At 63.8% G+C, this 23886-nt stretch carries 28 protein-coding genes and 1 tRNA gene; 16 read left to right on the top strand and 13 right to left on the bottom strand.

Going from position 1 to position 23886, the window contains the following annotated elements:
* Nucleotides 1-31: 31 nt before the first annotated feature.
* The 9 genes from MLD63_RS10925 to MLD63_RS10885 all read left to right on the top strand — a co-directional run bounded on the left by MLD63_RS10925 (nt 32) and on the right by MLD63_RS10885 (nt 9002).
* Entirely contained in the window at nt 32-1360 is a 1329-nt protein-coding gene (locus MLD63_RS10925; protein ID WP_255329931.1) for a replication-associated recombination protein A, read from the top strand.
* Between the two features lie 31 nt (nt 1361-1391).
* Nucleotides 1392-1766 carry a fluoride efflux transporter CrcB gene (crcB, locus tag MLD63_RS10920; RefSeq protein WP_255329930.1) on the top strand — a complete coding sequence of 125 codons (375 nt, stop codon included), beginning with the start codon at nt 1392-1394 and terminating at the stop codon, nt 1764-1766.
* Nucleotides 1763-2809 carry an RluA family pseudouridine synthase gene (locus tag MLD63_RS10915; protein ID WP_255329929.1) on the top strand — a complete coding sequence of 349 codons (1047 nt, stop codon included), beginning with the start codon at nt 1763-1765 and terminating at the stop codon, nt 2807-2809. Before crcB ends, MLD63_RS10915 begins: the two co-directional genes overlap by 4 nt.
* Nucleotides 2806-3474, top strand: coding sequence for an HAD-IA family hydrolase (locus MLD63_RS10910; protein ID WP_255329928.1), 669 nt, complete (start codon nt 2806-2808; stop codon nt 3472-3474). Before MLD63_RS10915 ends, MLD63_RS10910 begins: the two co-directional genes overlap by 4 nt.
* On the top strand, nt 3471-4184 hold the full coding sequence (locus tag MLD63_RS10905; RefSeq protein ID WP_255329927.1) for an ATP12 family chaperone protein: 714 nt from the start codon (nt 3471-3473) through the stop codon (nt 4182-4184). Before MLD63_RS10910 ends, MLD63_RS10905 begins: the two co-directional genes overlap by 4 nt.
* A gap of 168 nt (nt 4185-4352) precedes the next feature.
* Nucleotides 4353-5378, top strand: a complete 1026-nt coding sequence (locus MLD63_RS10900) for an amino acid ABC transporter substrate-binding protein (protein ID WP_255329926.1) — start codon at nt 4353-4355, stop codon at nt 5376-5378.
* Nucleotides 5379-5488: 110 nt separating this feature from the next.
* Entirely contained in the window at nt 5489-6745 is a 1257-nt protein-coding gene (locus tag MLD63_RS10895) for an amino acid ABC transporter permease (protein WP_255329925.1), read from the top strand.
* Between the two features lies 1 nt (nt 6746).
* Nucleotides 6747-8201, top strand: a complete 1455-nt coding sequence (locus MLD63_RS10890; RefSeq protein ID WP_255329924.1) for an amino acid ABC transporter permease — start codon at nt 6747-6749, stop codon at nt 8199-8201.
* A gap of 12 nt (nt 8202-8213) precedes the next feature.
* Nucleotides 8214-9002 (top strand): amino acid ABC transporter ATP-binding protein, encoded by a 789-nt coding sequence (locus MLD63_RS10885; RefSeq protein ID WP_304363999.1) that lies wholly within the window; start codon nt 8214-8216, stop codon nt 9000-9002.
* A gap of 9 nt (nt 9003-9011) precedes the next feature.
* On the opposite strand, the gene MLD63_RS10880 is transcribed toward MLD63_RS10885, so the two are convergent.
* Nucleotides 9012-9164: a hypothetical protein gene (locus MLD63_RS10880; protein WP_255329923.1), complete on the bottom strand. Its 153-nt coding sequence runs from the start codon at nt 9162-9164 to the stop codon at nt 9012-9014.
* Nucleotides 9165-9369: 205 nt separating this feature from the next.
* Between MLD63_RS10880 and MLD63_RS10875 the strand changes: the two genes are divergently transcribed.
* The gene (locus MLD63_RS10875) at nt 9370-9720 is read left to right on the top strand and encodes a hypothetical protein (RefSeq protein ID WP_255329922.1); all 351 of its coding nucleotides are present in this window, start codon (nt 9370-9372) and stop codon (nt 9718-9720) included.
* 33 nt (nt 9721-9753) lie between these two features.
* Here MLD63_RS10875 and MLD63_RS10870 read toward each other — a convergent pair whose 3' ends face one another.
* Both MLD63_RS10870 and MLD63_RS10865 read right to left on the bottom strand, forming a co-directional pair.
* Nucleotides 9754-10044: an I78 family peptidase inhibitor gene (locus MLD63_RS10870; RefSeq protein WP_255329921.1), complete on the bottom strand. Its 291-nt coding sequence runs from the start codon at nt 10042-10044 to the stop codon at nt 9754-9756.
* Between the two features lie 11 nt (nt 10045-10055).
* A complete protein-coding gene (locus tag MLD63_RS10865; RefSeq protein ID WP_255329920.1) occupies nt 10056-10682 on the bottom strand; it encodes a superoxide dismutase family protein in 627 nt (208 codons plus the stop codon).
* Between the two features lie 126 nt (nt 10683-10808).
* Here MLD63_RS10865 and MLD63_RS10860 point away from each other — a divergent pair, with 126 nt between their 5' ends.
* The 4 genes from MLD63_RS10860 (at nt 10809) to MLD63_RS10845 (ending at nt 12028) form a co-directional block, all read left to right on the top strand.
* The gene (locus tag MLD63_RS10860) at nt 10809-11120 is read left to right on the top strand and encodes an ETC complex I subunit (RefSeq protein ID WP_255329919.1); all 312 of its coding nucleotides are present in this window, start codon (nt 10809-10811) and stop codon (nt 11118-11120) included.
* Nucleotides 11108-11572: a GNAT family N-acetyltransferase gene (locus MLD63_RS10855; RefSeq protein WP_255329918.1), complete on the top strand. Its 465-nt coding sequence runs from the start codon at nt 11108-11110 to the stop codon at nt 11570-11572. The genes MLD63_RS10860 and MLD63_RS10855 overlap by 13 nt, the downstream gene beginning before the upstream one ends.
* Nucleotides 11572-11910, top strand: coding sequence for an MliC family protein (locus MLD63_RS10850; RefSeq protein ID WP_255329917.1), 339 nt, complete (start codon nt 11572-11574; stop codon nt 11908-11910). Before MLD63_RS10855 ends, MLD63_RS10850 begins: the two co-directional genes overlap by 1 nt.
* 41 nt (nt 11911-11951) lie before the next feature.
* Nucleotides 11952-12028, top strand: a tRNA-Arg gene (locus MLD63_RS10845).
* 69 nt (nt 12029-12097) lie between these two features.
* Here MLD63_RS10845 and MLD63_RS10840 read toward each other — a convergent pair.
* Nucleotides 12098-12844: a Bax inhibitor-1/YccA family protein gene (locus MLD63_RS10840; protein ID WP_255329916.1), complete on the bottom strand. Its 747-nt coding sequence runs from the start codon at nt 12842-12844 to the stop codon at nt 12098-12100.
* Between the two features lie 110 nt (nt 12845-12954).
* A complete protein-coding gene (locus tag MLD63_RS10835; RefSeq protein ID WP_255329915.1) occupies nt 12955-13956 on the bottom strand; it encodes an NADPH:quinone oxidoreductase family protein in 1002 nt (333 codons plus the stop codon).
* Nucleotides 13957-14101: 145 nt separating this feature from the next.
* On the opposite strand from MLD63_RS10835, the gene MLD63_RS10830 reads away from it, so the two are divergent.
* Complete coding sequence (locus MLD63_RS10830) at nt 14102-14461, top strand: helix-turn-helix domain-containing protein (RefSeq protein ID WP_255329914.1); 360 nt, start codon at nt 14102-14104, stop codon at nt 14459-14461.
* A gap of 201 nt (nt 14462-14662) precedes the next feature.
* On the opposite strand, the gene infB is transcribed toward MLD63_RS10830, so the two are convergent.
* The 6 genes from infB to pip all read right to left on the bottom strand — a co-directional run bounded on the left by infB (nt 14663) and on the right by pip (nt 21720).
* Nucleotides 14663-17203: a translation initiation factor IF-2 gene (gene infB, locus MLD63_RS10825; protein WP_255329913.1), complete on the bottom strand. Its 2541-nt coding sequence runs from the start codon at nt 17201-17203 to the stop codon at nt 14663-14665.
* Complete coding sequence (locus tag MLD63_RS10820; protein WP_255329912.1) at nt 17200-17865, bottom strand: RNA-binding protein; 666 nt, start codon at nt 17863-17865, stop codon at nt 17200-17202. The genes infB and MLD63_RS10820 overlap by 4 nt, the downstream gene beginning before the upstream one ends.
* A gap of 14 nt (nt 17866-17879) precedes the next feature.
* On the bottom strand, nt 17880-19568 hold the full coding sequence (gene nusA / locus MLD63_RS10815; protein WP_255329911.1) for a transcription termination factor NusA: 1689 nt from the start codon (nt 19566-19568) through the stop codon (nt 17880-17882).
* A gap of 3 nt (nt 19569-19571) precedes the next feature.
* Complete coding sequence (gene rimP, locus MLD63_RS10810; RefSeq protein ID WP_255329910.1) at nt 19572-20177, bottom strand: ribosome maturation factor RimP; 606 nt, start codon at nt 20175-20177, stop codon at nt 19572-19574.
* A 92-nt stretch (nt 20178-20269) separates the two neighbouring features.
* Nucleotides 20270-20743 carry a tryptophan-rich sensory protein TspO gene (gene tspO, locus MLD63_RS10805; protein ID WP_255329909.1) on the bottom strand — a complete coding sequence of 158 codons (474 nt, stop codon included), beginning with the start codon at nt 20741-20743 and terminating at the stop codon, nt 20270-20272.
* Complete coding sequence (gene pip, locus MLD63_RS10800; RefSeq protein WP_255329987.1) at nt 20743-21720, bottom strand: prolyl aminopeptidase; 978 nt, start codon at nt 21718-21720, stop codon at nt 20743-20745. The genes tspO and pip overlap by 1 nt, the downstream gene beginning before the upstream one ends.
* Before the next feature lie 50 nt (nt 21721-21770).
* Here pip and ubiG point away from each other — a divergent pair, with 50 nt between their 5' ends.
* Nucleotides 21771-22529, top strand: coding sequence for a bifunctional 2-polyprenyl-6-hydroxyphenol methylase/3-demethylubiquinol 3-O-methyltransferase UbiG (ubiG, locus tag MLD63_RS10795; protein WP_255329908.1), 759 nt, complete (start codon nt 21771-21773; stop codon nt 22527-22529).
* Here the strand turns inward: ubiG and MLD63_RS10790 are convergent.
* Entirely contained in the window at nt 22526-23029 is a 504-nt protein-coding gene (locus MLD63_RS10790) for a MarR family winged helix-turn-helix transcriptional regulator (RefSeq protein ID WP_255329907.1), read from the bottom strand. The genes ubiG and MLD63_RS10790 overlap by 4 nt on opposite strands.
* A complete protein-coding gene (locus MLD63_RS10785) occupies nt 23019-23873 on the bottom strand; it encodes a carbon-nitrogen hydrolase family protein (RefSeq protein WP_255329986.1) in 855 nt (284 codons plus the stop codon). The genes MLD63_RS10790 and MLD63_RS10785 overlap by 11 nt, the downstream gene beginning before the upstream one ends.
* Nucleotides 23874-23886 lie beyond the last annotated feature (13 nt).

The following is a 23886-nucleotide window of genomic DNA, read 5'->3' as shown; positions in this document are numbered from 1 at the left end:
GTCATGGCGGAGTGCTTATCTGAGCTTCGCCATGGCTGACCTGTTCGACAATCCAGACCCGCCCGACGAGAAGCGATCAGAGGCGCGCCGCGACGCGCCGCGTCCGTTGGCGGACCGGATCAGGCCGAGGGTCTTGTCCGAAGTGGTGGGACAGGACAGGATCCTCGGCCCCGATGGACCTTTGGGTGCGATGCTGGCTGCGGGCAGCCTGTCCTCGATCATCCTCTGGGGACCGCCGGGGGTCGGCAAGACGACCATCGCCCGGTTGCTGGCGGACGAGACCGATCTGCATTTCGTTCAGATCAGCGCGATCTTCACCGGCGTGCCCGATCTGCGTAAAGTGTTCGAAGCCGCGCGTCTGCGCCGCGATCAAGGGCGGGGCACGCTGCTGTTCGTCGACGAGATTCACCGTTTCAACAAGGCACAGCAGGACAGTTTCCTGCCGCACATGGAAGACGGCACGATCCTTCTGGTCGGGGCGACGACCGAGAACCCTTCATTCGAACTGAACGCCGCGCTCATGTCGCGCGCTCAGGTCATCGTTCTGGAACGGCTGTCGCTGGCCGAACTTGAGCGGCTGGCACAACGCGCCGAATCTGAACTCGGCCGCAAGCTACCGCTGACACCCCCCGCTCGTGACGCGTTGCTGACGATGGCGGACGGCGATGGACGTGCGGCACTGAACCTGATCGAGCAGGTGATGGCGTGGAAGATCGACGCCCCGCTGACACCCGAGGCACTGTCACAGCGGCTGATGAAGCGGGCGGCGAAATACGACAAGTCGGGCGATGAGCATTACAATCTGATCTCTGCGTTGCACAAATCGGTGCGCGGCAGCGATCCCGATGCCGCGCTCTACTGGCTTTCCCGGATGCTGGAGGGCGGCGAGGATCCGCGCTATCTCGCCCGCCGCATCACGCGCATGGCGATCGAGGATATCGGGCTGGCGGACCCATCCGCGGCACGTCATTGCCTTGATGCCTGGGCGATCTACGAACGGCTCGGCAGCCCCGAAGGCGAACTCGCCCTGGCGCAGGCGGTCATCTATCTGGCGCTCGCGCCGAAATCGAACGCCGGTTACGCTGCCTACAAGGGCGCACGCGCAGAGGCCAAGCGCACCGGCAGCCTGATGCCGCCCGCGCACATCCTCAACGCGCCGACGCAGATGATGAAGGATCAGGGTTACGGCGCAGGCTACGCCTATGACCACGACGCCGAGGATGCGTTCAGCGGCCAGAACTACTTTCCGGACGAGATGAAGCGGCCGGTCCTCTACCTGCCGGTCGAGCGTGGCTTCGAGCGCGATCTGAAGAAGCGGCTCGACTGGTTCGTCCAGCAGCGGCTGAAGCGCGGCAGTTGACTTCGGCTCCGCAGGCGCACACTTAGCCGCCATGATGAACCCGTTTCTGCAAGTGGCCCTGGGCAGCGCGATCGGTGCGACGGCCCGCTACGGTGTCTATCGAGCGATCGCCTGGCACGGTCCCGGCTTTCCGATTGCGACCGGCGTGGTCAATGTCGTGGGCAGCTTCGTCATGGGTATTCTAGCGGCGCTGATGGCGCATCGCTGGGGCAACGCTTACGCACCGTTGCTGCTGACTGGTGTACTGGGTGGATTCACCACCTTTTCGGCCTTCTCGCTCGACGCGTTGACCCTGTGGGAACGCGGACAGGCCGGCGGCGCTGCGATCTACATCGTGGGCTCGGTCGTGTTGTCGATCATTGCCGTCATCGCGGGGATCACCGTCGGACGGGGGTTGTGGGCATGAGCGGCGTTCAGACCATTCGCGTCGCTGACGGGGAGGGCGATCAGCGGCTGGACCGCTGGCTGAAGAAGAAGTTCCCGCAACTGACCCAAGGCGCCGTCGAGAAGATGTGCCGCAAGGGCGAACTTCGCGTGGATGGCGGCCGCGTGAAGGGCAACACCCGGATCGAGGCGGGGCAGGAAGTGCGCGTGCCGCCGCTGCCCGACGTCGAAGCGCCGGCACCGAAGGCGAAGCCTGCGGTCTCGCAATCGGACGAGGCGATGATCCAGGCGGCCGTCTTGTGGAAGGACCAGCACATCATCGCGCTCAACAAGCCTGCAGGTTTGCCCAGCCAAGGTGGCAGCGGGCAGGGCGACCGGCATGTGGACGGGCTGACCCCGGCGCTGATGTTCGGCTACAAGGAGCGTCCGAAGCTGGTCCACCGGCTGGACAAGGACACGTCGGGGGTCCTGCTGCTAGCCCGGACAGACCGGGTCGCGCGGGGCTTGTCCGAGGCGTTCCGCCATCGCACGACCCGCAAGATCTACTGGGCTGCCGTGGCCGGTGTCCCGCAGCCGCGTATGGGCACGATCCGTTTCGGTTTGGTCAAGGCAGGCGGTCACGGCCGCGGGGGCGAGGGCGAGCGCATGCGTGCGATCCACCCCAAGGATATCGACACGACCGAGGGCGCGAAGCGGGCGACCACCGACTACGCCGTGCTCGACGCGCTGGCGACGCGCGCAAGCTGGTGTGCGCTGGTGCCGATCACCGGCCGCACCCACCAGCTGAGGGCGCACATGGCCGAGATCGGACACCCGATCGTGGGTGACGGCAAGTATGGCGGATCGGGTCAGGAAAACCTGGGCGACGGCTGGGGCGCCCAGCTTGGTGGAGAGATCAGCCGCAAGCTGCACCTTCACGCCCGCAGCCTGTCCTTTGACCACCCGGTCACGGGCGAGCGGATCACCATCACCGCGCCTCTGCCCGAGCACATGGCCCGCAGTTGGAAGATGCTGGGATGGGCCGAGGCCGACGTGCCTGCCGACCCGTTCGAGGATGTCGAATGAAGCTGATCATCTTCGACGTGGATGGAACTTTGGTCGATAGCCAGCATCACATCCACCGGGGCATGGGCCACGCATTCGATCGCGCTGGTCTGCCCGCGCCGGGGTTGGACGCGGTGCTGGAGACCGTCGGCCTGTCGCTTCCCCATGCGATCGCGCGGCTGGCGCCTGACGCGGACGAGGCCATGCACGCCCGTCTGGCAGATGGCTACCGCGCCGCCTTCCACGAACGCCACGTGCCGGAGAATGCGCCGCTTTACCCTGGCGCGCAGGAATGTCTGGATGCGCTTGGTGCGCGTGACGACCTGCTGTTGGCCGTCGCAACGGGCAAGGGACGGCGCGGACTTGATGTGATGCTGCAGCACCACGGGCTGCAGGGACGCTTCGTCAGCCTGCAAACCGCCGATGGCCACCCCTCGAAACCGCATCCCGCGATGTTGCATTCGGCGCTCGCCGAGACCGGGGTCGATGCGGTGGACGCCGTCATGGTCGGCGACACCAGTTTCGACATGGCGATGGCGGTCGCAGCGGGCGTCACCGGGTTTGGCGTGGGCTGGGGATATCATGCCGCCGCTGACTTGAAGGCATCGGGTGCGGTGCTGGTCGCATCGGATTTCAGCGCGCTGACGCGGGCGATCGACCATTGGGTCGCGGAGGGTTCGCGATGAGTGAATGGAAAGCGCGCCGGTTCTGGAAGACGGTCCACGTCAAACCGGTCGAGGGCGGTTCAGAGGTCATGCTCGACGCGCGACCACTGCGGACACCGGGCAAGCTGTCGCTCGTGCTGCCGACGCAGAGACTGGCCGAGGCCGTCGCTGCCGAATGGGATGCCGTCGGAGACGTGATCGTGCCCCAGGACATGCCGCTGACGCGCGCCGCGAACTCTGCAATCGAAAAGGTGAGGCCGCAATTCGACGCGGTCGCGGCTATGCTTGCCGAATATGGTGGCACGGATCTGCTGTCCTATCGGGCAGACGAACCGCAGTCGCTGGTCGATCTTCAGGCACGCGGATGGGATCCGCTGGTCGATTGGGCCGCCCGCGACCTTAACGCGCCGTTGCGGATCACCCATGGCGTCCTGCCGGTCGAACAGGATGGCGCCGCGTTGGAGCGGTTGCTGGCCGCGGTCCGGGGGCATGACGATTTCGGCCTGACGGCGCTGCATGATCTGGTGACGCTGCCCGGATCGCTGGTGCTGGGGCTAGCAGTGACGCGTGGTCGGTTGTCGGCCGACGAAGCGCATGACCTGTCGCGGATTGACGAGAATTTCCAATCCGAACGCTGGGGTCGCGACGACGAAGCAGAAGCGGCGGCCGAGGCTCGGCGCGAGGCTATGCGCGCGGCAGAACGGCTCTGGCAGCTTTCGCGTCCCGATTGAACCCTGTCCCTCTCAGGGGTTCTTTCTTGACGCTGATGCTTGTATCGGCACAATGCCGCCTATTGCGCATCGCCGTTCCGCGCCGGGCGGGGACGCGCTGACAAGCAGGGATCAACCAAGATCCCGCGACAGACCGACCCGATTTCGGGACCCTACAGAGAGGTAGATATGAAAAGAACGGCATTCCTCGGCACGCTGACCGCGGCCACCCTGCTGGGCGGCGGGGCCTTTGCCGCCGAAGGCGACACGCTTGCAGAAGTCAAAGCCCGCGACGAATTGATCTGCGGCGTCAACACCGGGCTTGTCGGCTTTGCCGCACCCGATGCAAACGGCAACTGGGCCGGTTTCGACATCGCTGTGTGCAAGGCCGTCGCCGCCGCCGTGCTGGGCGATCCGTCGAAGGTCAAATACGTGCCCACGACCGGTCAGACGCGCTTCACCGCGTTGTCCTCGGGCGAGGTGGACGTGCTGGCGCGGAACTCGACCTGGACGTACTCGCGCGACACCGACCTCAAGCTCGATTTCGTGGGCGTCAACTACTACGACGGCCAGGGCTTCATGGTGAACAAGGACCTGGGCGTCACCAGCGCCAAGGAGCTTGATGGCGCCACGATCTGCATCCAGACCGGCACCACGACCGAGTTGAACCTGGCCGATTATTTCCGCGCCAACAACATGAGCTACCAGCCTGTCAACATCGACAGCAATGCCGAGGGCGAGCAGCAGTACATGGCCGGGGCCTGTGACGCCTACACGACCGACGCTTCGGGCCTCGCCGCGACCCGTGCGGCCTTCGCGGACCCCGAAAATCACATCATCCTGCCCGAGATCATCTCGAAAGAGCCGCTTGGGCCGGCGGTTCGCCACGGCGACAACAACTGGGGCGACATCGTCCGCTGGACGTTGAACGCGCTGATCGCGGCCGAGGAATACGGCGTGACCTCGACCAATCTCGAAGAGCTGTCGGCGAACTCCGCCAATCCCGAAGTCCAGCGCCTGCTGGGCACTTCGGACGAACTGGGCGCGATGATGGGTCTGGACAACGAGTGGGCCAAGCGTGCCATCGCCGCCAGCGGCAATTATGGCGAGATCTTTGCGGCCACCATCGGCGAGCAGACCCCGATCGGTCTGGCACGCGGTCTGAACGCGCAGTGGACCCAGGGCGGCCTGATGTACGCCCCGCCGTTCCGGTAAGATCTGACGACAAAGACGGACGGGCGGGGATCGAACCCCGCCCGTCCCACAAACGATAATCCGGTCATTTGATACGGCGCAAAGCCGACGATCCGGAACAGGGGAAATCCATGTCAGACATCACGGCACCGGCACAGCCGTCGTTCCGCCCGAGCATGCTGATCTACGACCGGCGCTATCGGTCGCTGACGATCCAGGTCGTCGTCTTCATCCTGGTCATGGCCGCGGCCTGGTGGCTGGTCGGGAACACGATCCAGAACCTGCGGGCGATGGGCAAGGACTTCGATTTCGGCTTTCTGTGGTCGCGAGCGGGCTATGACATCCCGTCACCCCCGATCCCCTACACGTCTAACGATACGCATCTTCGCGCGACCATCGTCGGGCTTCTGAACACCATCATCATCTCTTTCCTGGGATGTATTGCCGCAACAATCCTCGGGGTTGCCGTCGGGGTCGCGCGGTTGTCGAACAACTGGCTTTTTGCCAGACTGATGACGATCTATGTCGAGATGTTCCGCAACATCCCGCTGCTGCTGTGGATCCTGATCATCTACGCGATCTTCACCGAGATCCTGCCTGCGCCCTCGGCCTATCGTGGTGACGACCCGGCCTGGTCGATGATCCTTTTCGACAATGTCGCGCTGACCAATCGCTATACAGCGATCCCGACGCTGGGCCTGACCAACGATCCGGGCGAACTGGACCTGGGTGCGCGAATCCTCATCGATTGGGCGACGATCGCTTTCGCGGTCGTGTTGATCGGCGGCTGGTTCGTGCGTAAGGCGGTGCTGGCCTGGGCGCAGCGGACGCAGGACAGAACGGGCGACCGTCCGACGACGTGGTGGATCAACCTCGCGATCATGGTGGTGCCGTCGTTGCTGCTGATCTGGTATTTCGGCCTGCACCTGATCCCACCGGAGCTGAAGGGCTTCAACTTCGGCGGCGGGCTGAACGTCCAGAACGCCTTCGTCGCGCTATGGCTCGCGCTGACGCTTTATACCGGCGCTTTCATCGCGGAAATCGTGCGTGCCGGTATCCTCGCCGTCAGCCGTGGCCAGACCGAGGCGGCCTATGCGCTTGGGATGCGTTCCAACAAGACGATGAACCTGGTGATCCTGCCGCAAGCGCTGCGGGTGATCATTCCCCCGCTGATCTCGCAATACCTGAACCTGACTAAGAACTCATCGTTGGCGATCGCGGTCGGCTACATGGACCTGCGCGGAACGTTGGGCGGAACCACGCTGAACCAGACGGGACGAGAGCTTGAGGCGATCGTTCTGATGATGCTGATCTATCTTGCGCTCAGCCTGGTCATTTCGGGCGTGATGAACATCCACAACAATCGTGTGAAGCTGAAGGAACGCTGAGATGAGCGAATTGCACGCCCAGACCGTTCCCTTCGTGCGCGACACGATGCTGCCCCAGCAGCCGCCGCCCAACCGCGAAACGGGCGCTTTGCACTGGCTGCGCGCGAACCTGTTCTCCGGCCCGATCAACACGATCCTTACAATCCTGGGGCTGCTGATCATCTGGTTTCTCGTCAGTCATTTCTGGGACTGGTTCGCCCATTCCGTCTGGAACGCCGAAAGCCTGACGCAATGCCGCGAAATCATCGCCGCAACCTGGGGTGAGGATGCGCGCGGGGCCTGCTGGGCCGTCATCCGCGAGCGCTGGCACCAATACATGTTCGGCTTCTACCCGCGCGAACTGTATTTCCGCCCGATCATTGCCTTCGGTTTCCTGTTCGTCGCGCTGGCGCCGGTCCTGTTTTCCGAATCCGTGCGAATCCGACGTATCGTCCTGATCGTCGCCGCCGCTGCGACGTTGATCCTGTCGGTGATGGTCGGCGCGCCGCTGCCATGGCTGGTCTTCGCCGCCATCGTCATGATCGGCGCTGTCGTGGTCGCCGAACGCAACGCACCTTGGCTGCTGATCTTCTCGGCCCTTTATCCGCTGCTGGGCGTGTGGATGCTGTGGGGCGGATCGGCTTGGGGTGAGCTTTCCGTCCTGGCCTCCGTCGCGCTTGGCTGGCTGGCCTGGCGCTTGTCGGTGCGCATTTCACCGCTGATCGCGGTGATTGCGGGCGTGGCGGTGACGCTGGCCCTGCTGCTGTTCGTCGCGGGTGACGCCGCAGAGGATCTGCAATCGCTGATCCCGCTGGATATCACCGCGATCGATTCCGATCAGTTCGGCGGCTTCCTGTTGTCGATCACCATCGGGGTCGCGGGCATCGCACTGTCGCTGCCCTTGGGGATCATCCTCGCACTCGCGCGTCGCTCTGACATGTTCTTGGTCAACAAGCTCGCGGTCGTGTTCATCGAGTTCATCCGCGGCGTGCCGCTGATCACGCTGCTGTTCGTCGCCTCGCTGCTGCTGAACTATTTCCTGCCGCCAGGCACGAATTTCGACATCATCCTGCGTGTCATCATCATGGTGACGATCTTCGCCGCCGCCTACATGGCCGAGGTGATCCGTGGTGGTCTGGCGGCATTGCCCAAGGGGCAATATGAGGCCGCGGACGCGCTTGGCCTTGATTACTGGAAGGCGCAGCGGCTGATCATCCTGCCTCAGGCGCTGAAGATTTCGATTCCGGGCATCGTCTCGACCTTCATCGGCATGTTCAAGGACACGACGCTGGTGGTGTTCGTGGGCCTCTTCGATCCGCTGAAGGGGATTTCGGACTTCGTGCGCGCGAACTTCGCCTGGAAAGGCGTCTACTGGGAGCCGTTCATCTTTACCGGCGCCATTTTCTTCATCATCTGCTTCAGCATGTCGCGTTATTCCATGTATCTGGAACGCCGGCTGCAGCGCGACCACCGATAAGGGCCTGACGCCATGACCGAGACCAGCGAACGCCAGATCGACCGCAGCCAGATGCAGGTCAGCGATGAAGTCGCGATCGAAATTGCGAACATGAACAAGTGGTACGGCACCTTCCACGTGCTGCGCGACATCGATCTGACCGTCCATCGGGGCGAGCGGATCGTGATCGCCGGTCCGTCCGGGTCGGGCAAATCGACGCTGATCCGTTGTATCAACCGGCTTGAGGAGCATCAGTCCGGCCGGATCGTCGTGGACGGGATCGAGCTGACGAGCGACATCAAAAACATCGACAAGGTGCGGTCCGAAGTCGGCATGGTGTTCCAGCACTTCAACCTGTTCCCGCACCTGACGGTGCTGGAAAACTGCACGCTGGCGCCGATCTGGGTGCGCAAGGTCCCGCGCAAGCAGGCCGAGCAGACGGCGATGCGGTTCTTGGAAAAAGTGAAGATCCCCGAGCAGGCGAACAAGTATCCCGGACAATTGTCAGGCGGTCAGCAGCAGCGGGTGGCGATCGCACGCAGCCTGTGCATGCAGCCGCGGATCATGCTGTTCGATGAACCGACCAGCGCGCTCGACCCCGAGATGATCAAGGAAGTTCTCGACACGATGATCGAGCTCGCCGAGGAAGGAATGACCATGATCTGCGTCACCCACGAAATGGGCTTTGCGCAGGCCGTCGCGAACCGGGTCATCTTCATGGATCAGGGTCAGATCGTCGAACAGAACTCACCAAAAGAGTTTTTCAACAACCCCAAGTCCGAGCGGACCAAGCTGTTCCTCAGCCAGATCCTCGGTCACTGAGAGCGCGCGCTATTCGCACTCAGCGCGCGCGATCCAGCCTTTGTCGTCGACGAAGATGCGCAGCCGTCCCGGCTGACGTTCGTCCGGAACCTCGATCCCCGGTGATATGATCAGGTTCGGGACGGATCGCGGAATGTCGAATTGCCCGATATTTCGTCCCACCAGGCCCGCGGGCGAGCCACTTCGGCAGATCGCCGGTGACAGCCGATCAGCCGATGAGGACGTTGGCGCACAGGCTGACATGACTACAGGGGCCAGGATTATCGCGGTAAGGCAGTTCTTCATCCGCGACCTCCCATCATCGTCATCGAACCGAAGCATATGCCGGAAGGTTACGGGCAGGGACGCGTGATTTAAAGGAGAAGACATGCGACATTCCATCACAACCGGGATAGCGGCGGCATTGCTGGCAGGGCTTGCGGTGCCTGCCACCGCCTCGTCGGACGATGCCTGGGAAGAGTTCCGCGCCGAGGTCGAGGGCGCCTGCACCGCACTTGTCGAGGCGCCAGAGGGCGCGACGGTCACGGCGCAGGTGAACCCGTTCGGAACGGAAAGCTACGGCGCGGCGCTGATGACCGTCACAGTGCCCGGCGACGAGGATGGCGATGAACCCGGCTACGAAGAAGTGTCGGTCTGTATCTTCGACAAACAGGATCGCAGCGCCGAACTGACGGGACCGTTCCCGGCGCCGGATGAAGCAGCGGCCGAGAGCCAATAATGAAAGGGCCGGGGATTACCCGGCCCTTGTTTTTCAGCCGCAGCTGACTTTCACCAAGACGCCTTGTCGATCGTATTCGAAGTTGATCCGGTTCTCGTTGAAATCCATCGTGACCGGATCGCCGGTTCGATATGACCGATAGTCAGTCCCGGGCGGCACGGTGATCGCAGGGCTCTGTTGTCCGACGTAGCCTTGATAGGCCGCCGCACCGCAGGTGTCCGGACCAGCCGATGGGTCAGAGCCGCCCGGGCCCGGCACAGGGACCGCGACGACACAGGCTGACAGCACGACGGGTGCTGCCAAAAGGGTCAGGAACGGTTTCATTGAGCCCGCCCTTATTCAGTTGCCGAAACGGTGCCGCAAGCCAGTCGCGGCCCGGCGTTGCCTGATGGCTGCCCGCTGTAATCGTCGGGCTGGGCGTGAAGAATAACGGCCGCGCCGTCGTCGTCCGAAAGCATATCCGCCGTCAGGCCATGGACGAAATACTCGACGGTCAACGCACCATCGGCAGGCACGTGGACATTCGGCATGTCGCCCGGATGTGCGCCGCCTTCGGCCATCACGCCATGCTCATGATCGCCAGCGATATGACCACCGGCCGATTCGAAATCGGGCGTGGTACAGGTGCCGGTTTCATGGAAATGGATGCCGTGGATCCCCTCGGGCACACCCTCCAGCGTGATGGTTGCGAGCATCACACCCGATGGCGTCGGGGCGACGGTCACCGTGCCGAAGCTTTCGCCTTCCGGTCCGGTCAGCTCGGCGATCATCGACGCCATTTCGCCCGGCACTGCATCGGACGGTTGGGCTTCGCCCTCGGGCGCTGCAGCCTCTGCGGCGGGCGCTTCTGTTGTTTCGCTGGCGGGCGCCTCGGCCGGGGTCTCGGTGGTCGCATCCTGCGCCAGCGCGGGCCAGGCACTGATCAAAAGCGCGGCGGTCAGGGCAGTTGTACGGGTCAGCATGGGTTTCCTCCGTGTGATCGGGACAGACTGACGGACCAACGCGACCTTTCGGGCAATGTTCCGGGGCTTGAACCGAGGCCCGTCTTTGGCGATATATCGGCTGTTTCCAGCCGAAGGTGCCCGACCATGCGCGTCCGTATCTATCAACCCTCCCGCAATGCGATGCAGTCGGGGACGCGTGGCACACAGAATTGGGTTCTGGAGTTTCCGCAAGCCGACAAGCGCGAGATCGATCCGCTGATGGGCTGGACCTCGTCCGACGACACCCAGAGCCAGGTTCGCCTGAAATTCGCCAACCGCAAGCAGGCCGAGGATTATGCCCGCAACCACGGGCTGGATTTCGTCGTGCAGGAAAGCCATCGCCGCGCACCGATCGTGCGCCAGCGTGGCTACGGCGAGAATTTCGCCACTGACCGGCGCCTGCCTTGGACTCACTGACGATCAGCGTCGAGAGCCCGCTGGCCGACGATCTGGAACTGCTGTTCCAGCGCCACACGGCAGACATGCACGCCGACACGCCACCGGAATCGATCCACATGCTGCCCCGCACGGCCCTGGTCACGCCCGACATCACCTTTCTTGTCGGTCGCCTGTCTGGCGAACCTGTTGCGATGGGGGCCCTGAAGAGGCTCGCACCGGATCATGGCGAGCTGAAATCGATGCACGTGCTGGCCGAGTGGCGGGGCAGGGGGCTGTCGCGCGTGATGTTGAACAACCTCATGGGGCTCGCCCGGGAACAGGCGATCAGCAAGGTGTCGCTCGAAACAGGGGCGCAGCCGGGATTTGTCGCCGCGCGGGCGCTTTACGCGCGTGCCGGGTTTTCGGAATGTCCTGCCTTCCCGCCATACCGCCCGGACCCGAACAGTGTTTTCATGACGAGGATGCTGTGATGCGGAACGTGGCAATCGGCGCGCTGGCCTCACTGTTTCTGACCGGCACAGCCTTGGCCGAGGATCTTGCCGCGATCGAGGTGAACTATCGCTGTGACGGCGGTGTCGATCTGCCGGTGGTCTTCCTGAACAACCTGTCGCCTGATCAACTGGCCGTCGCCCTGATCGAAGGTCGGCTCGTGACGATGCGTCAGGCGGTCTCGGGGTCCGGGATTCGGTATGTCGCGGTCGGCGACGCCGCGCCATTCGTGTTGCGTGGCAAGGGCGATGACGCGACCCTTTACCGGGGCGAGGATGAAGCAGAAGAAGTCCTGACCGGCTGCAAGGCCAGGGAATGACTTGCACGGGCGCAGCCCATGCCGCAGAAAGCCGCCCAGCCGGTCCCGTAGCTCAACTGGATAGAGCAGCCGACTTCTAATCGGCAGGTTGAGGGTTCGAGCCCTTCCGGGATCGCCACGATCTTTTCGACAGCACCAACGAAAAAGGCCGGGCAAATGCCCGGCCTTCGCGTCGTTTGATCGTGAATTACTCGCGGTTGCCCATGAAGGACAGCAGGAACATGAACATGTTGATGAAGTCCAGATACAGGCTCAGCGCGCCCATGATGGCCGTCTTGCCGAGGAAGTCGGCGTCCGAGTTGCGCATCTGCAGATACATGTTCTTGATCCGCTGCGTGTCATAAGCCGTCAGGCCGGCGAACAGCAGCACGCCGATCACCGAGATCGCGAACTGCATTCCTGACGATTGCAGGAAGATGTTCACGATCGAGGCGACGATCAGACCGATCACGCCCATGACCAGGAAGCTGCCCCAACCCGAAATATCGCGTTTGGTGGTATAACCCCAAAGCGAGAGGCCGGCGAAGGCGATCGCGGTCACAAGGAACGTCTGCACGATCGAGAACGGCGTGTAGACGAGGAAGATCGAGCTGATCGATAGACCCATCAGCGCCGAGAACGCGTAGAACATGAAGGTGGCGCCCTGAACCGAAAGACGGTTCATCGCGGCGCCAAAAGCGAAGACCATGATCAGCGGCGCGAACATGATCAGCCACTTCAGCGGCGAAGCATAGATCGCATAGCCAAGCTGCGTCAGCTGACCCGACCCGTCGACCGCCGCATTGCTGATGCCCCAAGCCGCGCCTGCCGTCACCAGCATGCCCACGGACATCAGCCCGTAAACGCGGTTCATGTAGGCCCGCAATCCCTGATCGACAACCGCACTATCATAGCTGGTCGTCCGGGCGGTACGGACAGTGTTGAAGTCTGCCATCGGTATCTCCCCTAAGTCGGCGCGGACACATCCCACGCCCTCAATTGCGATCAATATTGGCAGAGAAACGCGAATTTTCAATGCCGCAAGGACCGGTTTTGGGCCGTCTTTTACAGGGTTACGATGACTTTTCCGACAGCCCGACGGCTTCGCAGCAAGTCGAAACCTTCGGCCAGTCGATCCAGCGGCAGAACATGACCCAGATGCGGTCGCAGCCTACCCTCTTCGTAGAGCTTGAAGAGATCGCGCAAACTCGCCTGCACCGCCTGCGGATCGCGCTTGCGCAGTCCGCCCCAGTAATAGCCGTGGATCGAGATATTCTTGACCAGCGCGTGATTCAGCGGCAGTCGCGGCGGCTGACCGCCGGCAAAGCCGATGACAAGAAAGCGCCCACACTGCCGCAGCGCGCCGAAGGCGGCGAGACCGGGCGCGTCGCCCACTGGATCATAGACGACGTCGACACCACCGGCGTCGCGCAGGGCGGTCTTCAGATCGCCACACTCGTCGCTGTCTATGACAACATCTGCACCTTCGCTGCGCAGCAGGTCCATCTTGTCGGACCCACGCGCGACCGCGATGACCCGAGCGTCAAGCGCGCGGCCCACCTGCACGGCCGTCAGCCCCACGCCACCGGCAGCGCCAAGAACGGCCAGCGTTTCGCCATCGCGCAATGCGCCGGGCCCTACCAGTGCCAAATGGCTGGTGCCGTATGCGATCTGAAAGCCTGCAGCCTCTTCGAAGCTCATGGCGTCCGGGATCGGAATACATTGCTGCGCTGGTGCCGCAACGACGTCGCAAAGCGTTCCCGGCACGTTGACCGCGACACGCTGGCCGGGCGTCAGCGCGCTATCCACGCTAGCCTCAATGACCTCGCCGGCGCCTTCCAGGCCCGACACGAACGGGAACGGTTCAGCCTCTTGATAGCGGCCTTGCGCCTTCAGCAGATCGGCGAAATTCAGCGCCGCCGCGCGCATCCTGACCAAGACCCGTCCTTCCCCGACATTCTTGGGGACAGGGAGCACTCTGACGACCGGGTCGGTGTTGGGCGCCTCGATCAGCGCGGCCTTCATGTGTTCCTGCGTCGCGGGGGCGGTATTGAAGTCATCGGCCATATTCGCAAAATCCTTCGAGAGATGGCGCAACAGCCGCAATCCGGGACCTGTCTTTTTGGTCAGATTCAAGCCAATTAACCATGTTCTCTCTCGAAAATTGCACGCCTGTGGAGTATTGCCAGTCCAGATTGCAAGGGGTTGAGCGATGAAGCACGGCGTCGATGTACATGTTGGTAAGCGGATCCGGCACCGCCGGTGGATGATCGGTATGACGCAGCAACAGCTGGCTGACAAGGTCGGCATCAAGTTCCAGCAGATCCAGAAATATGAAACCGGAATGAACCGCGTCTCTGCGTCGCGGTTGTGGGATATCGCTCAGGCGGTGGATGTTCCGGTCAGCTTCTTCTTCGAAGGGTTGCACGACGATCAGGGTGCAAAGGCCGTCGAAGACGATTTCCTCGCGGACAAGGAGGCGCTCCAGCTGGTGCGCGCCTATTACGCGATGCCCGCCGTTCAACGGCGTCAGATCTTCGAGCTTGCGCGGGTGCTGTCCGACGCGGCTTGAAGCCACCAGCTGGATATGGGTCGACGAGTCTGGGTGTGTAACGAGTTCGGGTCTGTGTCTGGGGCGAAGGGGCGCGGTTAATCCGCGCCCTTTTGTTTTGTGCGTACATAATGCGACGTCGCGCTACCGCGATCAAGAAAAAATGAAAGGGCGCATTAAATAATGCCCCCTTTGTAGTTCTCAAGCTCGTCGATGCTTGTCTTAAAGCTGGCGCTCGACCTCTTCGCGCTCGAAGATCTCGATCACGTCGCCTTCGCGGATGTCGTCGTAATTCTCGAACGCCATCCCGCATTCCTGGCCGGATTGTACTTCCTTGACCTCGTCCTTGAAGCGCTTGAGCGTCTTCAGCGTGCCTTCGTGGATCACCACGTCGTCGCGCAGCAGACGGACACCGGCAGAGCGGCGGGCAACGCCTTCGGTCACAAGACAGCCTGCAACCTTGCCGACACCCGTGACCTTGAAGACTTCCTTGATCGTCGCGTAGCCGATGAAGGTCTCGCGCACTTCGGCCGACAGCAGGCCGGATGCGGCCGCCTTGATGTCGTCTACCAGGTCATAAATGATCGAGTAATAGCGGACCTCGACCCCCTTCTGGTTCGCCGTGTTCCGCGCCGACGCGTTGGCCCGGACGTTGAACCCGATGACGGATGCACCCGACGCTTCGGCAAGTCCGATATCGCTGTCTGTGATCGCGCCGACGCCGTAATGCAGAACCCGCACGCGGACCTCGTCGTTGCCGACCTTGTCCAGCGCCTGCACGATCGCTTCGGCAGAGCCCTGAACGTCGGCCTTCACCACCACCGGCAGTTCGGCGACGTTCTCGTCGGCCTTGGCCTTCGCCAGCATCTGGTCAAGCGTGACGGCAGCACCGGCTGCGGCGCGCTTGTCCTTGGAATGCTGCTCACGATATTCCGCGATCTCACGGGCCTGCGCTTCGGTCTCGACCACGTTCAACACGTCGCCTGCCTCTGGCGTGCCGTTAAGACCCAGAACCTCGACCGGAACCGACGGGCCGGCTTCGTTGACGCGCTCGCCACGGTCGTTGATCAGCGCACGGACCTTGCCCCACTGCTCGCCCACGACGAAAATGTCGCCACGACGCAGGGTGCCGTTCTGAACCAGAACCGTCGCGACCGGACCGCGGCCGACATCCAGCTGCGCCTCGATCACGGCGCCTTGGGCAGCGCGGGTCGGGTTGGCCTTCAGTTCGAGGATCTCGGACTGCAGCGCAATCGCCTCGAGCAACTGGTCAAGTCCCTGACCGGTCGTGGCCGAGACCTCGACGTCTTGAACCTCACCGGACAGCTGTTCCACGATGACTTCGTGCTGCAGCAGGTCGGTGCGGACTTTCTGTGCGTTGGCCGCAGGCTTGTCGATCTTGTTGATCGCCACGATCATGGGCACCTTGGCGGCCTTGGCGTGATTGATCGCCTCGACCGTCTGCGGCATCACCGCATCGTCGGCGGCGACGACCAGAACCACGATGTCCGTCACTTGCGCACCGCGGGCGCGCATCGAGGTGAAGGCCGCGTGCCCCGGCGTATCGAGGAAGGACAGAACCGCCCCACCCTCGGTCGTCACCTGATAGGCGCCGATATGCTGGGTGATGCCCCCGGCCTCGCCCGAGACGACATTCGTCTTGCGGATCGCGTCCAGAAGGCTGGTCTTGCCGTGGTCGACGTGACCCATGATGGTCACGACCGGCGGACGCGGTTCCAGATCGGTGTCCTTGTCTTCGACCGTGTCGATCACCTGCTCCACGTCGGAATCGCTGACGCGGACGGCACGGTGGCCGAATTCATCGATCACCAGCTCGGCGGTGTCGGCATCGATGGGCTGGTTCATGTTGACCATCATGCCCATCTTCATCAGCGACTTGACCACGTCCGCGGCGCGCTCCGCCATCCGGTTCGCCAATTCCTGAACCACGATCGTTTCGGGCAGTCGAACGTCGCGCACCTGCTTCTCGGCACGGACCGACTGGCCCATCGCCTTCTGCTTGGCACGCTCCTGCTTGCGCTTCATCGCGGCGAGGCTGCGCTGGCGCCCGCCGTCGCCTTGCAGCGCCTGCGTCACCGACAGCTTGCCCGACCGGCGGCCGTCGCGCTCATTGCGATTGCGGCTGTCGCGGTCGTCGGACGGCTGGTTGCGCGCGTCGCGCTCGGGCCGGCTGCGCACACCCTTCGTCTCGGCGCGCGCAGCGGCGGCCTGCGCCGCGGCAGCATCCTGAGGCTCGCCCGCCGACTTCTTGGCCGGTTCGGCCTTGCGCGCCGCGGCGGCGGCCTTTTTGGCTTCCTCGTCCTTGGCTTCGCGTGCGGCCTGTTCTTCACGCTCTTCCTTGATCCGCAGCGCTTCCTCGCGCTCGCGCGCCTCGCGCTCCTTGGCTTCGGCTTCGGCGCGGCGGCGCTCGCGTTCTTCCTCGCGCGCCTTCTCATCCGCAGCGCGGGCGGCGGCTTCTTCTTCCTCGCGCGCCTTCGCCGCGGCTAGGGCCTTCAGCCGGCGCTCCATTTCCGCTTCGGAAATGCCGGCCGGGCGCTTCGAGGGATCCGATGCCGCGCGAGCGACGGCGGGCGACGCCTTTTCGGGAACGTTGCTCCCAGGCTTTGGCATGACCACACGCTTGCGCTTGGTTTCAACGACGACATTCTTCGTCCGGCCGTGGCTGAAGCTTTGCTTCACCTGTCCCGAACGACTCGCGCCGCCACCCAATCCCAATGTCTTCTTGCCGTCGTTATCGCTCATGTCGCGTCTTCATTCCTTCCGGGCGGCAACGCCGCCGTGATGCTCGCTGAGGGCGGTGTCGGAACCGCCGATCCACCGCGCAGGCCCGATAGCCTGCTCGCTTCCTTGATGACCCTGTCCGTCAGTCCGCCCGGCGCAAGCGCGCCGTGTATGACATGGTCACGGCCAAAGGACAAACCCAATTCTGACGCCGTCAGGCACCCGAACCAGCGTCCGCCGGTGGGTGTCCACAGCTTTCCCTTGCCCCGGTCAGAGCCGTCGCTGGCCTGCAACAGCACCTTCGCGCGTCCGTCGGCCAGCCAGCCCTTGACCTTCTCGAAACCGGCGACCGCGTCGCCTGCCTTGCGGGCAAGCGAAACCAGTTCGACCACCCGCTTTGCCAATCCCGACTCGACCAGATCGGCCAGACCGTCGGGCGCCCTGACCTGCGCTTTGGCGCCGCGGGAAAACATTCCCTTGGCAGCGGCCTTGTCGATCGCGGCACGTTGGGCCGCGACCCAGATGCCGCGACCCGGAAGCTTTTCCGCCAGATCCGGCACGACCATCCCGTCAGGGCCCGCGACGAAGCGGACCAAGCCTTCCTTGGGCTGCACATCGCCGGTGACGATGCAGCGCCGTTCGGATGGCGCCTCGCGGTCCTTGGTGCGACCCCCGCGGCTCAAACGGATTCCGGGGCTTACACCCCGGCCTCCTCGGTTTCACCCTCGTCGCCTTCACCTTCACCGTCTGCATCGGCCTCAAGTTCGGTCGGGTCGACCCAGCCCAGCATGACACGCGCGGTCATAACCATGGTCTGCGCGTCTTCGAGGCTGATGTCGAAGGGCTCTAGCAGACCTTCGTCCTTCACGCGCTGACCGTCGACCGTCGTCCAGCCGCCGGCCAGTTCCCAGTCGGCGCAGGTGGCGAAGTCTTCCAGCGTCTTGATGCCGTCTTTCGCCAACGCTTCGATCATCTGGGGTGTCAGGCCCTCGAATTCAACCAGGCTGTCCTCGACACCAAGGGCGCGGGCGTTCTCCAGGGCCGCCTTGTTCGCCGCTTCCAGCACGTCGCGGGCACGGGCCTGCAGTTCCTCGGCCGTCGCCTCGTCGACGCCGTCAATCGACAGAAGCTCGTCCTGATCGACATAGGCCACTTCCTGAAGGTTGGTGAAGCCTTCGGCAACCAGCAGCTGGGCGAAGAATTCGTCCAGATCCAGCTTGTCCATGAACAGCTGGGTGCGCTCGTTGAACTCGGCCTGACGGCGCTTGGATTCCTCTTCCTCGGTCAGGATGTCGATGTCGAGGCCGGTCAGCTGGCTCGCCAGCCGCACGTTCTGGCCGCGACGGCCGATAGCAAGGCTCAGCTGCTCGTCCGGCACCACGACTTCGATTCGCGGCGCGTCCTCGTCGAAGACCACCTTGCTGACCTCGGCCGGCTGCAGGGCGTTCACAAGGAACGTCGCCTGATCTTCCGACCACGGTATGATGTCGATCTTTTCACCCTGCAATTCACCGACGACGGCCTGAACGCGCGAACCGCGCATACCGACGCAGGCACCGACCGGGTCGATCGAGTTGTCATAGCTGATCACGCCGATCTTCGCGCGGCTGCCGGGGTCGCGGGCAACGGCCTTGATCTCGATGATGCCGTCATAGATCTCCGGCACTTCCATCTTGAACAGCTCGGCCATGAACTGCGGATCGGTGCGCGACAGGAAGATCTGCGGGCCGCGGGTCTCACGGCGCACGTCCTTGACGTAGCAGCGGATGCGGTCGCCGGGGCGATAGCTTTCGCGACCGATCTTTTCGTTGCGACGCAGGATCGCCTCGCCACGGCCGATATCGACGATGATGTTGCCGTATTCCTCGCGCTTCACCAGACCGTTGATGATCGTGCCGGCGCGGTCCTTGAATTCTTCGTACTGGCGATCGCGCTCGGCTTCGCGGACGCGCTGCAGGATGACCTGCTTGGCCGATTGCGCCGCGATCCGACCCAGATCGACAGGCGGAACCTGTTCCTCGAAGACGTCGCCCAGTTGCGGCCCGCCGGCGAAGTCGTCCAGCCGCGCGCCGTCGCGGGTCCAATAGGACGACGCGTTCTTCGACAGCTCGAAATAAGGCTTGGCCTGATCGGCGGTGAATTGCGCCTGATAATTTTCAAGCTCTTCCTCGTCCACGACGGTGCGGACGCGGGTGAAGGTGGCATTGCCGGTCTTGCGGTCGATGGCCACGCGGATGTCCATCTCGGCGCCGTAGCGCGACTTCGCGGCCCGGGCGAGACTGTCCTCCATCGCTTCGATGACCAGCTCGGGCTCGATCATCTTCTCGCGCGCCACCGCCTCGGCGGTCTGCAGCAGCTCAAGCTGGTTGGCAGAGGTGATCGCCATCACTTACTCCTTCTCGGCGGGGTCGCCCGCATCGGTTTCGATCTCGTCAAAATGGCCCTCGTCGAGATTCTCGATCTCGACCCCGGCTTCCTTTTTCTGCCGCAGCATCTCGCGGATCAGCTCGTCGGTCAGGACCAGCTTGGCGTCCGACAGCCAGTCGAATTGCAACCCGATGGTCTGGGTCTCGCCGCCGGTCTCGATGTTGATCAGCACTTCGCCATCCTCGACCCCCGCCAGCTCGCCCTTGAAGCGCTTGCGCCCATCGATGGGCTGGTTCGTCTCCAGTCGCGCTTCGTAACCCTCGAAAGTCTCGAAATCCTTCAGCCGGGTCAGCGGACGGTCGATGCCGGGACTGCTGACCTCAAGGTGATAGGGGTCCTCGACCGGATCCTCGACATCCAGAACCGCGCTGATCGCGGTCGAGATGTCGGCGCAATCGTCGACATTGATCCCGCCTTCGGGCCGGTCGGCCATGATCTGCAACGTGGCCGTCTTGCCGCCCTGCATGCGCAGGCGAACCAGCTCGTAGCCCAGATCCTCGATCACCGGAGTGATGATCTCGGCCAGGCGCCGGTCGATGGCAGTCTTGGCGATCAGGTCGTTCGACATGGGTCCCTTCGAAATGAAAAAACGGGCCGTCAGCGGCCCGTGCGACTTTGTCCGGTGGGCAGGGTGTGGACGCCTGCTCCGCTGTTGATCGGCTATATAGAATCGGCTTCCGGCGAATGCAAGCGGTGACTATTGTCGCGCCAGATACGCCAGTTCAACGCTGCCGCCACACAGAGCCAGGCAAGATAGGGAAGCAGCATCAGACCGGCCCAGGCGTCCAGCCGGAAGGCCGCGACGACCAGCGCGGCAACGACCAGCCACAGGGCAGCCATCACCCCCATGCCCAGCCCCATCCGATGTGCGCCGAAAAAGACCGGTGTCCACAAGGTGTTCAACGCGATCTGCGCCGCCCACAGCGCCATCGCCATCGCCGAGCCCGGCAGCACGGCCAGCCGCGCACCTGCGATCGCGATCAGCAGGTAGATCATTGTCCAGGCGACCGGAAAGACCCGTTTCGGCGGCGTGAACGAGGGCTTTTCCAACCCGTCATACCAAGCGCCCGGCTTGAAGATGATCCCGGTGGCAGCGGCAGCACCACAGGCGATGAGGAAGATCATGGAAAGCATCAGCCTATCCCCCGTCGAGCCAACTGATCCATCGTCCGTACCAATTCAGCCGCGATCCGGGGTTCGGAGAGTGCGTGGCCCGACGACGGGACCAGTCGCAATTCGCAGCGGTCCCATCCATCGGCCAGCCTCCAGGCTGTTGCGGGCGGGCAGACCATGTCGTAGCGGCCTTGGACGATCACGCAGGGCAGATGCTCGATCCGGTGGCGGTCTTGTAGAAGCTGGCCTTCTTCCAGAAAGCAGCGGTTGTGGAAATAATGACATTCGAGCCGCGCGAAGGTGCGGGCGTATTCCGGTGGCGCCTGGGTCGCGGGAGAGGCTTCCAGCCCTGCCAGTGCGTTCTCCCACAATAGCCAGGGCAGTGCGAAGCGACGTTGGATGTCGGGATCGTCGGAAAACAGCCGCCGGTGATAGGCCGCGATGAGGTCGTTCCGTTCGGCCTCGGGGACGGGTTTCAGGAAGCGTGCCCAAAGATCGGGGAAGAACCGTGCCGCGCCGCCGCCGTAGAACCAGTCCAGTTCCTCCTGCCGGCCCATGAAGACGCCGCGCAGGACAAGGGCCGTTGTGCCTTCGGGATGGGCCTCGGCATAGGCGAGCGCCAGCGTCGCGCCCCAGCTGCCCCCGAACAGGATCGCCGGGCCAAGTCCCAGCCTTTCGCGGATCGCCTGAATGTCACCGACGAGATCTGCCGTCGTGTTCGCCTCGACCGAGGCCGAGGGGCGCGACCGCCCGCAGCCGCGCTGATCGAACAGCACGATACGGTAGAACCGCGGGTCGAAAAAGCGTCGCATGTAGGGGCTGCAGCCGCCGCCCGGTCCGCCATGCAGGACGATTACCGGCTGCCCATCGGGATTGCCGCATTGTTCCACGTAGATCGAATGGCCGCCGTCGCGGTCGATCATGGCGCGGTCGAACGGCTCGATCGCAGGGTATAGCCGCCCCGTCGGTCCGCCGATTTGTCCTGCCAATCTGTCCATCGACCCAGTATAGATCACCCGCGCCGTCCCCGCCAGAAGGAGAGCACCGCATGCAGAAACCCCAACCGGCTCATACAGGAAGCGTCGACCCGGCCGAAATCGCCAAGTTCGAGGCGATGGCCGCGGAATGGTGGGACCCGAACGGCAAGTTCAAGCCGCTGCACATGCTGAACCCGGTGCGCCTTGACTATATGGTGACGCAGATCGGCACGGAGTTCATGCGCGACCGACGCGAGCGGCAACCGCTGACGGGGCTCAGGCTTCTCGATATCGGCTGCGGCGGCGGGCTGGTGACCGAGCCGATGGCGCGACTGGGTGCCGAGGTGGTGGGTGCCGATGCGGCCGAGGGCAACATTGCGGTGGCCAAGGCCCACGCGACGCAACATGGACTGGACATCGATTACCGATCGGTGGCTGCTGAGACGCTGGCCGAGGCGGGCGAGCGGTTCGACGTCGTTCTGGCGCTCGAGATCGTCGAGCATGTCGCGGACCCGGCTCAGTTCATCGCCACTTGCGCCGAATTGCTGCGGCCCGGCGGGCTGCTGATCGCCTCCACCCTGAACCGGACTCCGAAAAGCTTTGCGGCCGCGATCGTCGGCGCGGAATGGGTGATGCGCTGGCTGCCACGGGGCACACATGAATGGAGCCGGTTCATCACGCCCGAAGAACTGGCCACGATGATGGCCCGCGCAGGTCTGGTCTCGGTCGACCGACGCGGGATGGTGTTCAATCCGCTGGGCTGGACTTGGAGCCTGTCCGATCGCGACCTGTCGGTGAACTACCTGATGGCTGCGCGTCGGGCCGGCTAGCCCTCGCCTCCCAGCCTGCGGCGCAATTCGCGCAGGACGGGCAGGGCGGCGCGGACCCTGTCGGCACCGATGTCGCGAACCACGTCGCCGATCAGCGGCATGAAGGCGGCGATCGCGGCCTCGCGCGCTGCGCGCCCTGACGGACTGATCGAAACGAACTTGCGTCGCGCGTCGTCCCAATCCGGCCGGATGTGGACATGACCCGCCCATTCCAGCCGCGACAGCGTGTTGGTCATCGCACCACGGGTGACATGGAACGCCTCGGCCAGTTGCGCTGGCGTGCGCTCTTCGCCGACATGGGCCAGAAGGTTCAGCACGGAGAAATGCGAGATCTGCATCCCTCGCGGCAAAGCGCGCGAAATCAGGCTGCGCGACAGCTGGTCGGCGATGAAGACTTCGGAAAACAGGCTGGCGGCAAGCCGGTCCGCACCCTGATCACGCTCGCGCGCACCGTCGCGAAGCGCGGTGGCGCCGCGGTCGGACGATCGGTCAGTGGGCATCGGGCGCGGGCATGGCGAAGTCCCGGTCATGATCGATGGAGGGGATACGGGACCGTGCCCTTTCGACCGCGTTCAGGTCAAGCTCGACGATGGTGACTCCCGGCGTCTCTCCCGCGTCGGCCAGCACTTCGCCCCAGGGTGAGACCGCCAGCGAGTGGCCGTAGCTGACACGCGGACGCCTGTCGGGGGTGGCCGGGCAGGGATGCGTGCCGGTCTGCGCAGGCGCGAGAACGAAGCAACCGGTCTCGATCGCGCGGGCGCGAAGCAGGACGTGCCAATGCGCCGCGCCGGATGTCGGGTTGAAGGCCGACGGCACCGTCAGGATGCGCGCACCCGCCTTGGCCAGCGCGCGGTAAAGCGTCGGAAAGCGGACATCGTAGCAGATCGTCATCCCGATCGGCACCGGACCCGGCGCCAGCACTGCATGTGCACCCGGACGGTAGGCGACACTTTCGCGAAAGGTCTCGGTTTCGGAAATCGCGACGTCGAACATGTGGATCTTGTCGTAATGCGCGGCGACGGACCCATCAGGGCGGATCAGGAAGCTGCGATTGACGAAACGGCTGTCATCTGCCGTGTCGCCTTTCAGCGCCAACGATCCGACAAGCAGCCAGACGTCCAGCGCCGCAGCCTCTTTCCTGAGCGCGGCGAGTGTCGGATCATTCGCCTGGTGGTGCAGCATCGCCGCCTGATGTGCCCGGTCGGGTGACAGGATATTCGTCACCTCGGGCGTCAGGATCAGGCTTGCTCCCTGCTCTGCCGCCTCACGGATCAGGCGCGACGTTTCCTGCAGGTTCGCCGCCGGGTCGTCGCCGACATTCAGCTGGATCAACCCGGCGCGCAGCGTGCCGTCGGGT

Source organism: Paracoccus albicereus (genome assembly GCF_024359525.1).
GTDB classification, from domain to species: Bacteria; Pseudomonadota; Alphaproteobacteria; order Rhodobacterales; family Rhodobacteraceae; genus Paracoccus; species Paracoccus albicereus.
The sequence above is the reverse complement of the archived record's forward strand: the minus strand, read 5'-3'. Positions and strand labels throughout refer to the sequence as shown.

What these genes read in the sequence shown, in the direction of transcription:
- MLD63_RS10860 (WP_255329919.1), top strand. Translation starts at nt 10,809, where the DNA reads ATGCGCGTCCGTATCTATCAACCCTCCCGCAATGCGATGCAGTCGGGG.
- MLD63_RS10865 (WP_255329920.1), bottom strand. Translation starts at nt 10,682, where the DNA reads ATGCTGACCCGTACAACTGCCCTGACCGCCGCGCTTTTGATCAGTGCC.
- MLD63_RS10840 (WP_255329916.1), bottom strand. Translation starts at nt 12,844, where the DNA reads ATGGCAGACTTCAACACTGTCCGTACCGCCCGGACGACCAGCTATGAT.
- MLD63_RS10890 (WP_255329924.1), top strand. Translation starts at nt 6,747, where the DNA reads ATGAGCGAATTGCACGCCCAGACCGTTCCCTTCGTGCGCGACACGATG.
- crcB (WP_255329930.1), top strand. Translation starts at nt 1,392, where the DNA reads ATGATGAACCCGTTTCTGCAAGTGGCCCTGGGCAGCGCGATCGGTGCG.
- tspO (WP_255329909.1), bottom strand. Translation starts at nt 20,743, where the DNA reads ATGCTTTCCATGATCTTCCTCATCGCCTGTGGTGCTGCCGCTGCCACC.
- nusA (WP_255329911.1), bottom strand. Translation starts at nt 19,568, where the DNA reads ATGGCGATCACCTCTGCCAACCAGCTTGAGCTGCTGCAGACCGCCGAG.
- MLD63_RS10835 (WP_255329915.1), bottom strand. Translation starts at nt 13,956, where the DNA reads ATGGCCGATGACTTCAATACCGCCCCCGCGACGCAGGAACACATGAAG.
- MLD63_RS10915 (WP_255329929.1), top strand. Translation starts at nt 1,763, where the DNA reads ATGAGCGGCGTTCAGACCATTCGCGTCGCTGACGGGGAGGGCGATCAG.
- MLD63_RS10910 (WP_255329928.1), top strand. Translation starts at nt 2,806, where the DNA reads ATGAAGCTGATCATCTTCGACGTGGATGGAACTTTGGTCGATAGCCAG.
- MLD63_RS10905 (WP_255329927.1), top strand. Translation starts at nt 3,471, where the DNA reads ATGAGTGAATGGAAAGCGCGCCGGTTCTGGAAGACGGTCCACGTCAAA.
- infB (WP_255329913.1), bottom strand. Translation starts at nt 17,203, where the DNA reads ATGAGCGATAACGACGGCAAGAAGACATTGGGATTGGGTGGCGGCGCG.
- MLD63_RS10925 (WP_255329931.1), top strand. Translation starts at nt 32, where the DNA reads ATGGCTGACCTGTTCGACAATCCAGACCCGCCCGACGAGAAGCGATCA.
- MLD63_RS10790 (WP_255329907.1), bottom strand. Translation starts at nt 23,029, where the DNA reads ATGCCCACTGACCGATCGTCCGACCGCGGCGCCACCGCGCTTCGCGAC.
- MLD63_RS10875 (WP_255329922.1), top strand. Translation starts at nt 9,370, where the DNA reads ATGCGACATTCCATCACAACCGGGATAGCGGCGGCATTGCTGGCAGGG.
- MLD63_RS10900 (WP_255329926.1), top strand. Translation starts at nt 4,353, where the DNA reads ATGAAAAGAACGGCATTCCTCGGCACGCTGACCGCGGCCACCCTGCTG.
- rimP (WP_255329910.1), bottom strand. Translation starts at nt 20,177, where the DNA reads ATGTCGAACGACCTGATCGCCAAGACTGCCATCGACCGGCGCCTGGCC.
- pip (WP_255329987.1), bottom strand. Translation starts at nt 21,720, where the DNA reads ATGGACAGATTGGCAGGACAAATCGGCGGACCGACGGGGCGGCTATAC.
- MLD63_RS10870 (WP_255329921.1), bottom strand. Translation starts at nt 10,044, where the DNA reads ATGAAACCGTTCCTGACCCTTTTGGCAGCACCCGTCGTGCTGTCAGCC.
- MLD63_RS10885 (WP_304363999.1), top strand. Translation starts at nt 8,214, where the DNA reads ATGACCGAGACCAGCGAACGCCAGATCGACCGCAGCCAGATGCAGGTC.
- MLD63_RS10830 (WP_255329914.1), top strand. Translation starts at nt 14,102, where the DNA reads ATGAAGCACGGCGTCGATGTACATGTTGGTAAGCGGATCCGGCACCGC.
- MLD63_RS10895 (WP_255329925.1), top strand. Translation starts at nt 5,489, where the DNA reads ATGTCAGACATCACGGCACCGGCACAGCCGTCGTTCCGCCCGAGCATG.
- MLD63_RS10850 (WP_255329917.1), top strand. Translation starts at nt 11,572, where the DNA reads ATGCGGAACGTGGCAATCGGCGCGCTGGCCTCACTGTTTCTGACCGGC.
- ubiG (WP_255329908.1), top strand. Translation starts at nt 21,771, where the DNA reads ATGCAGAAACCCCAACCGGCTCATACAGGAAGCGTCGACCCGGCCGAA.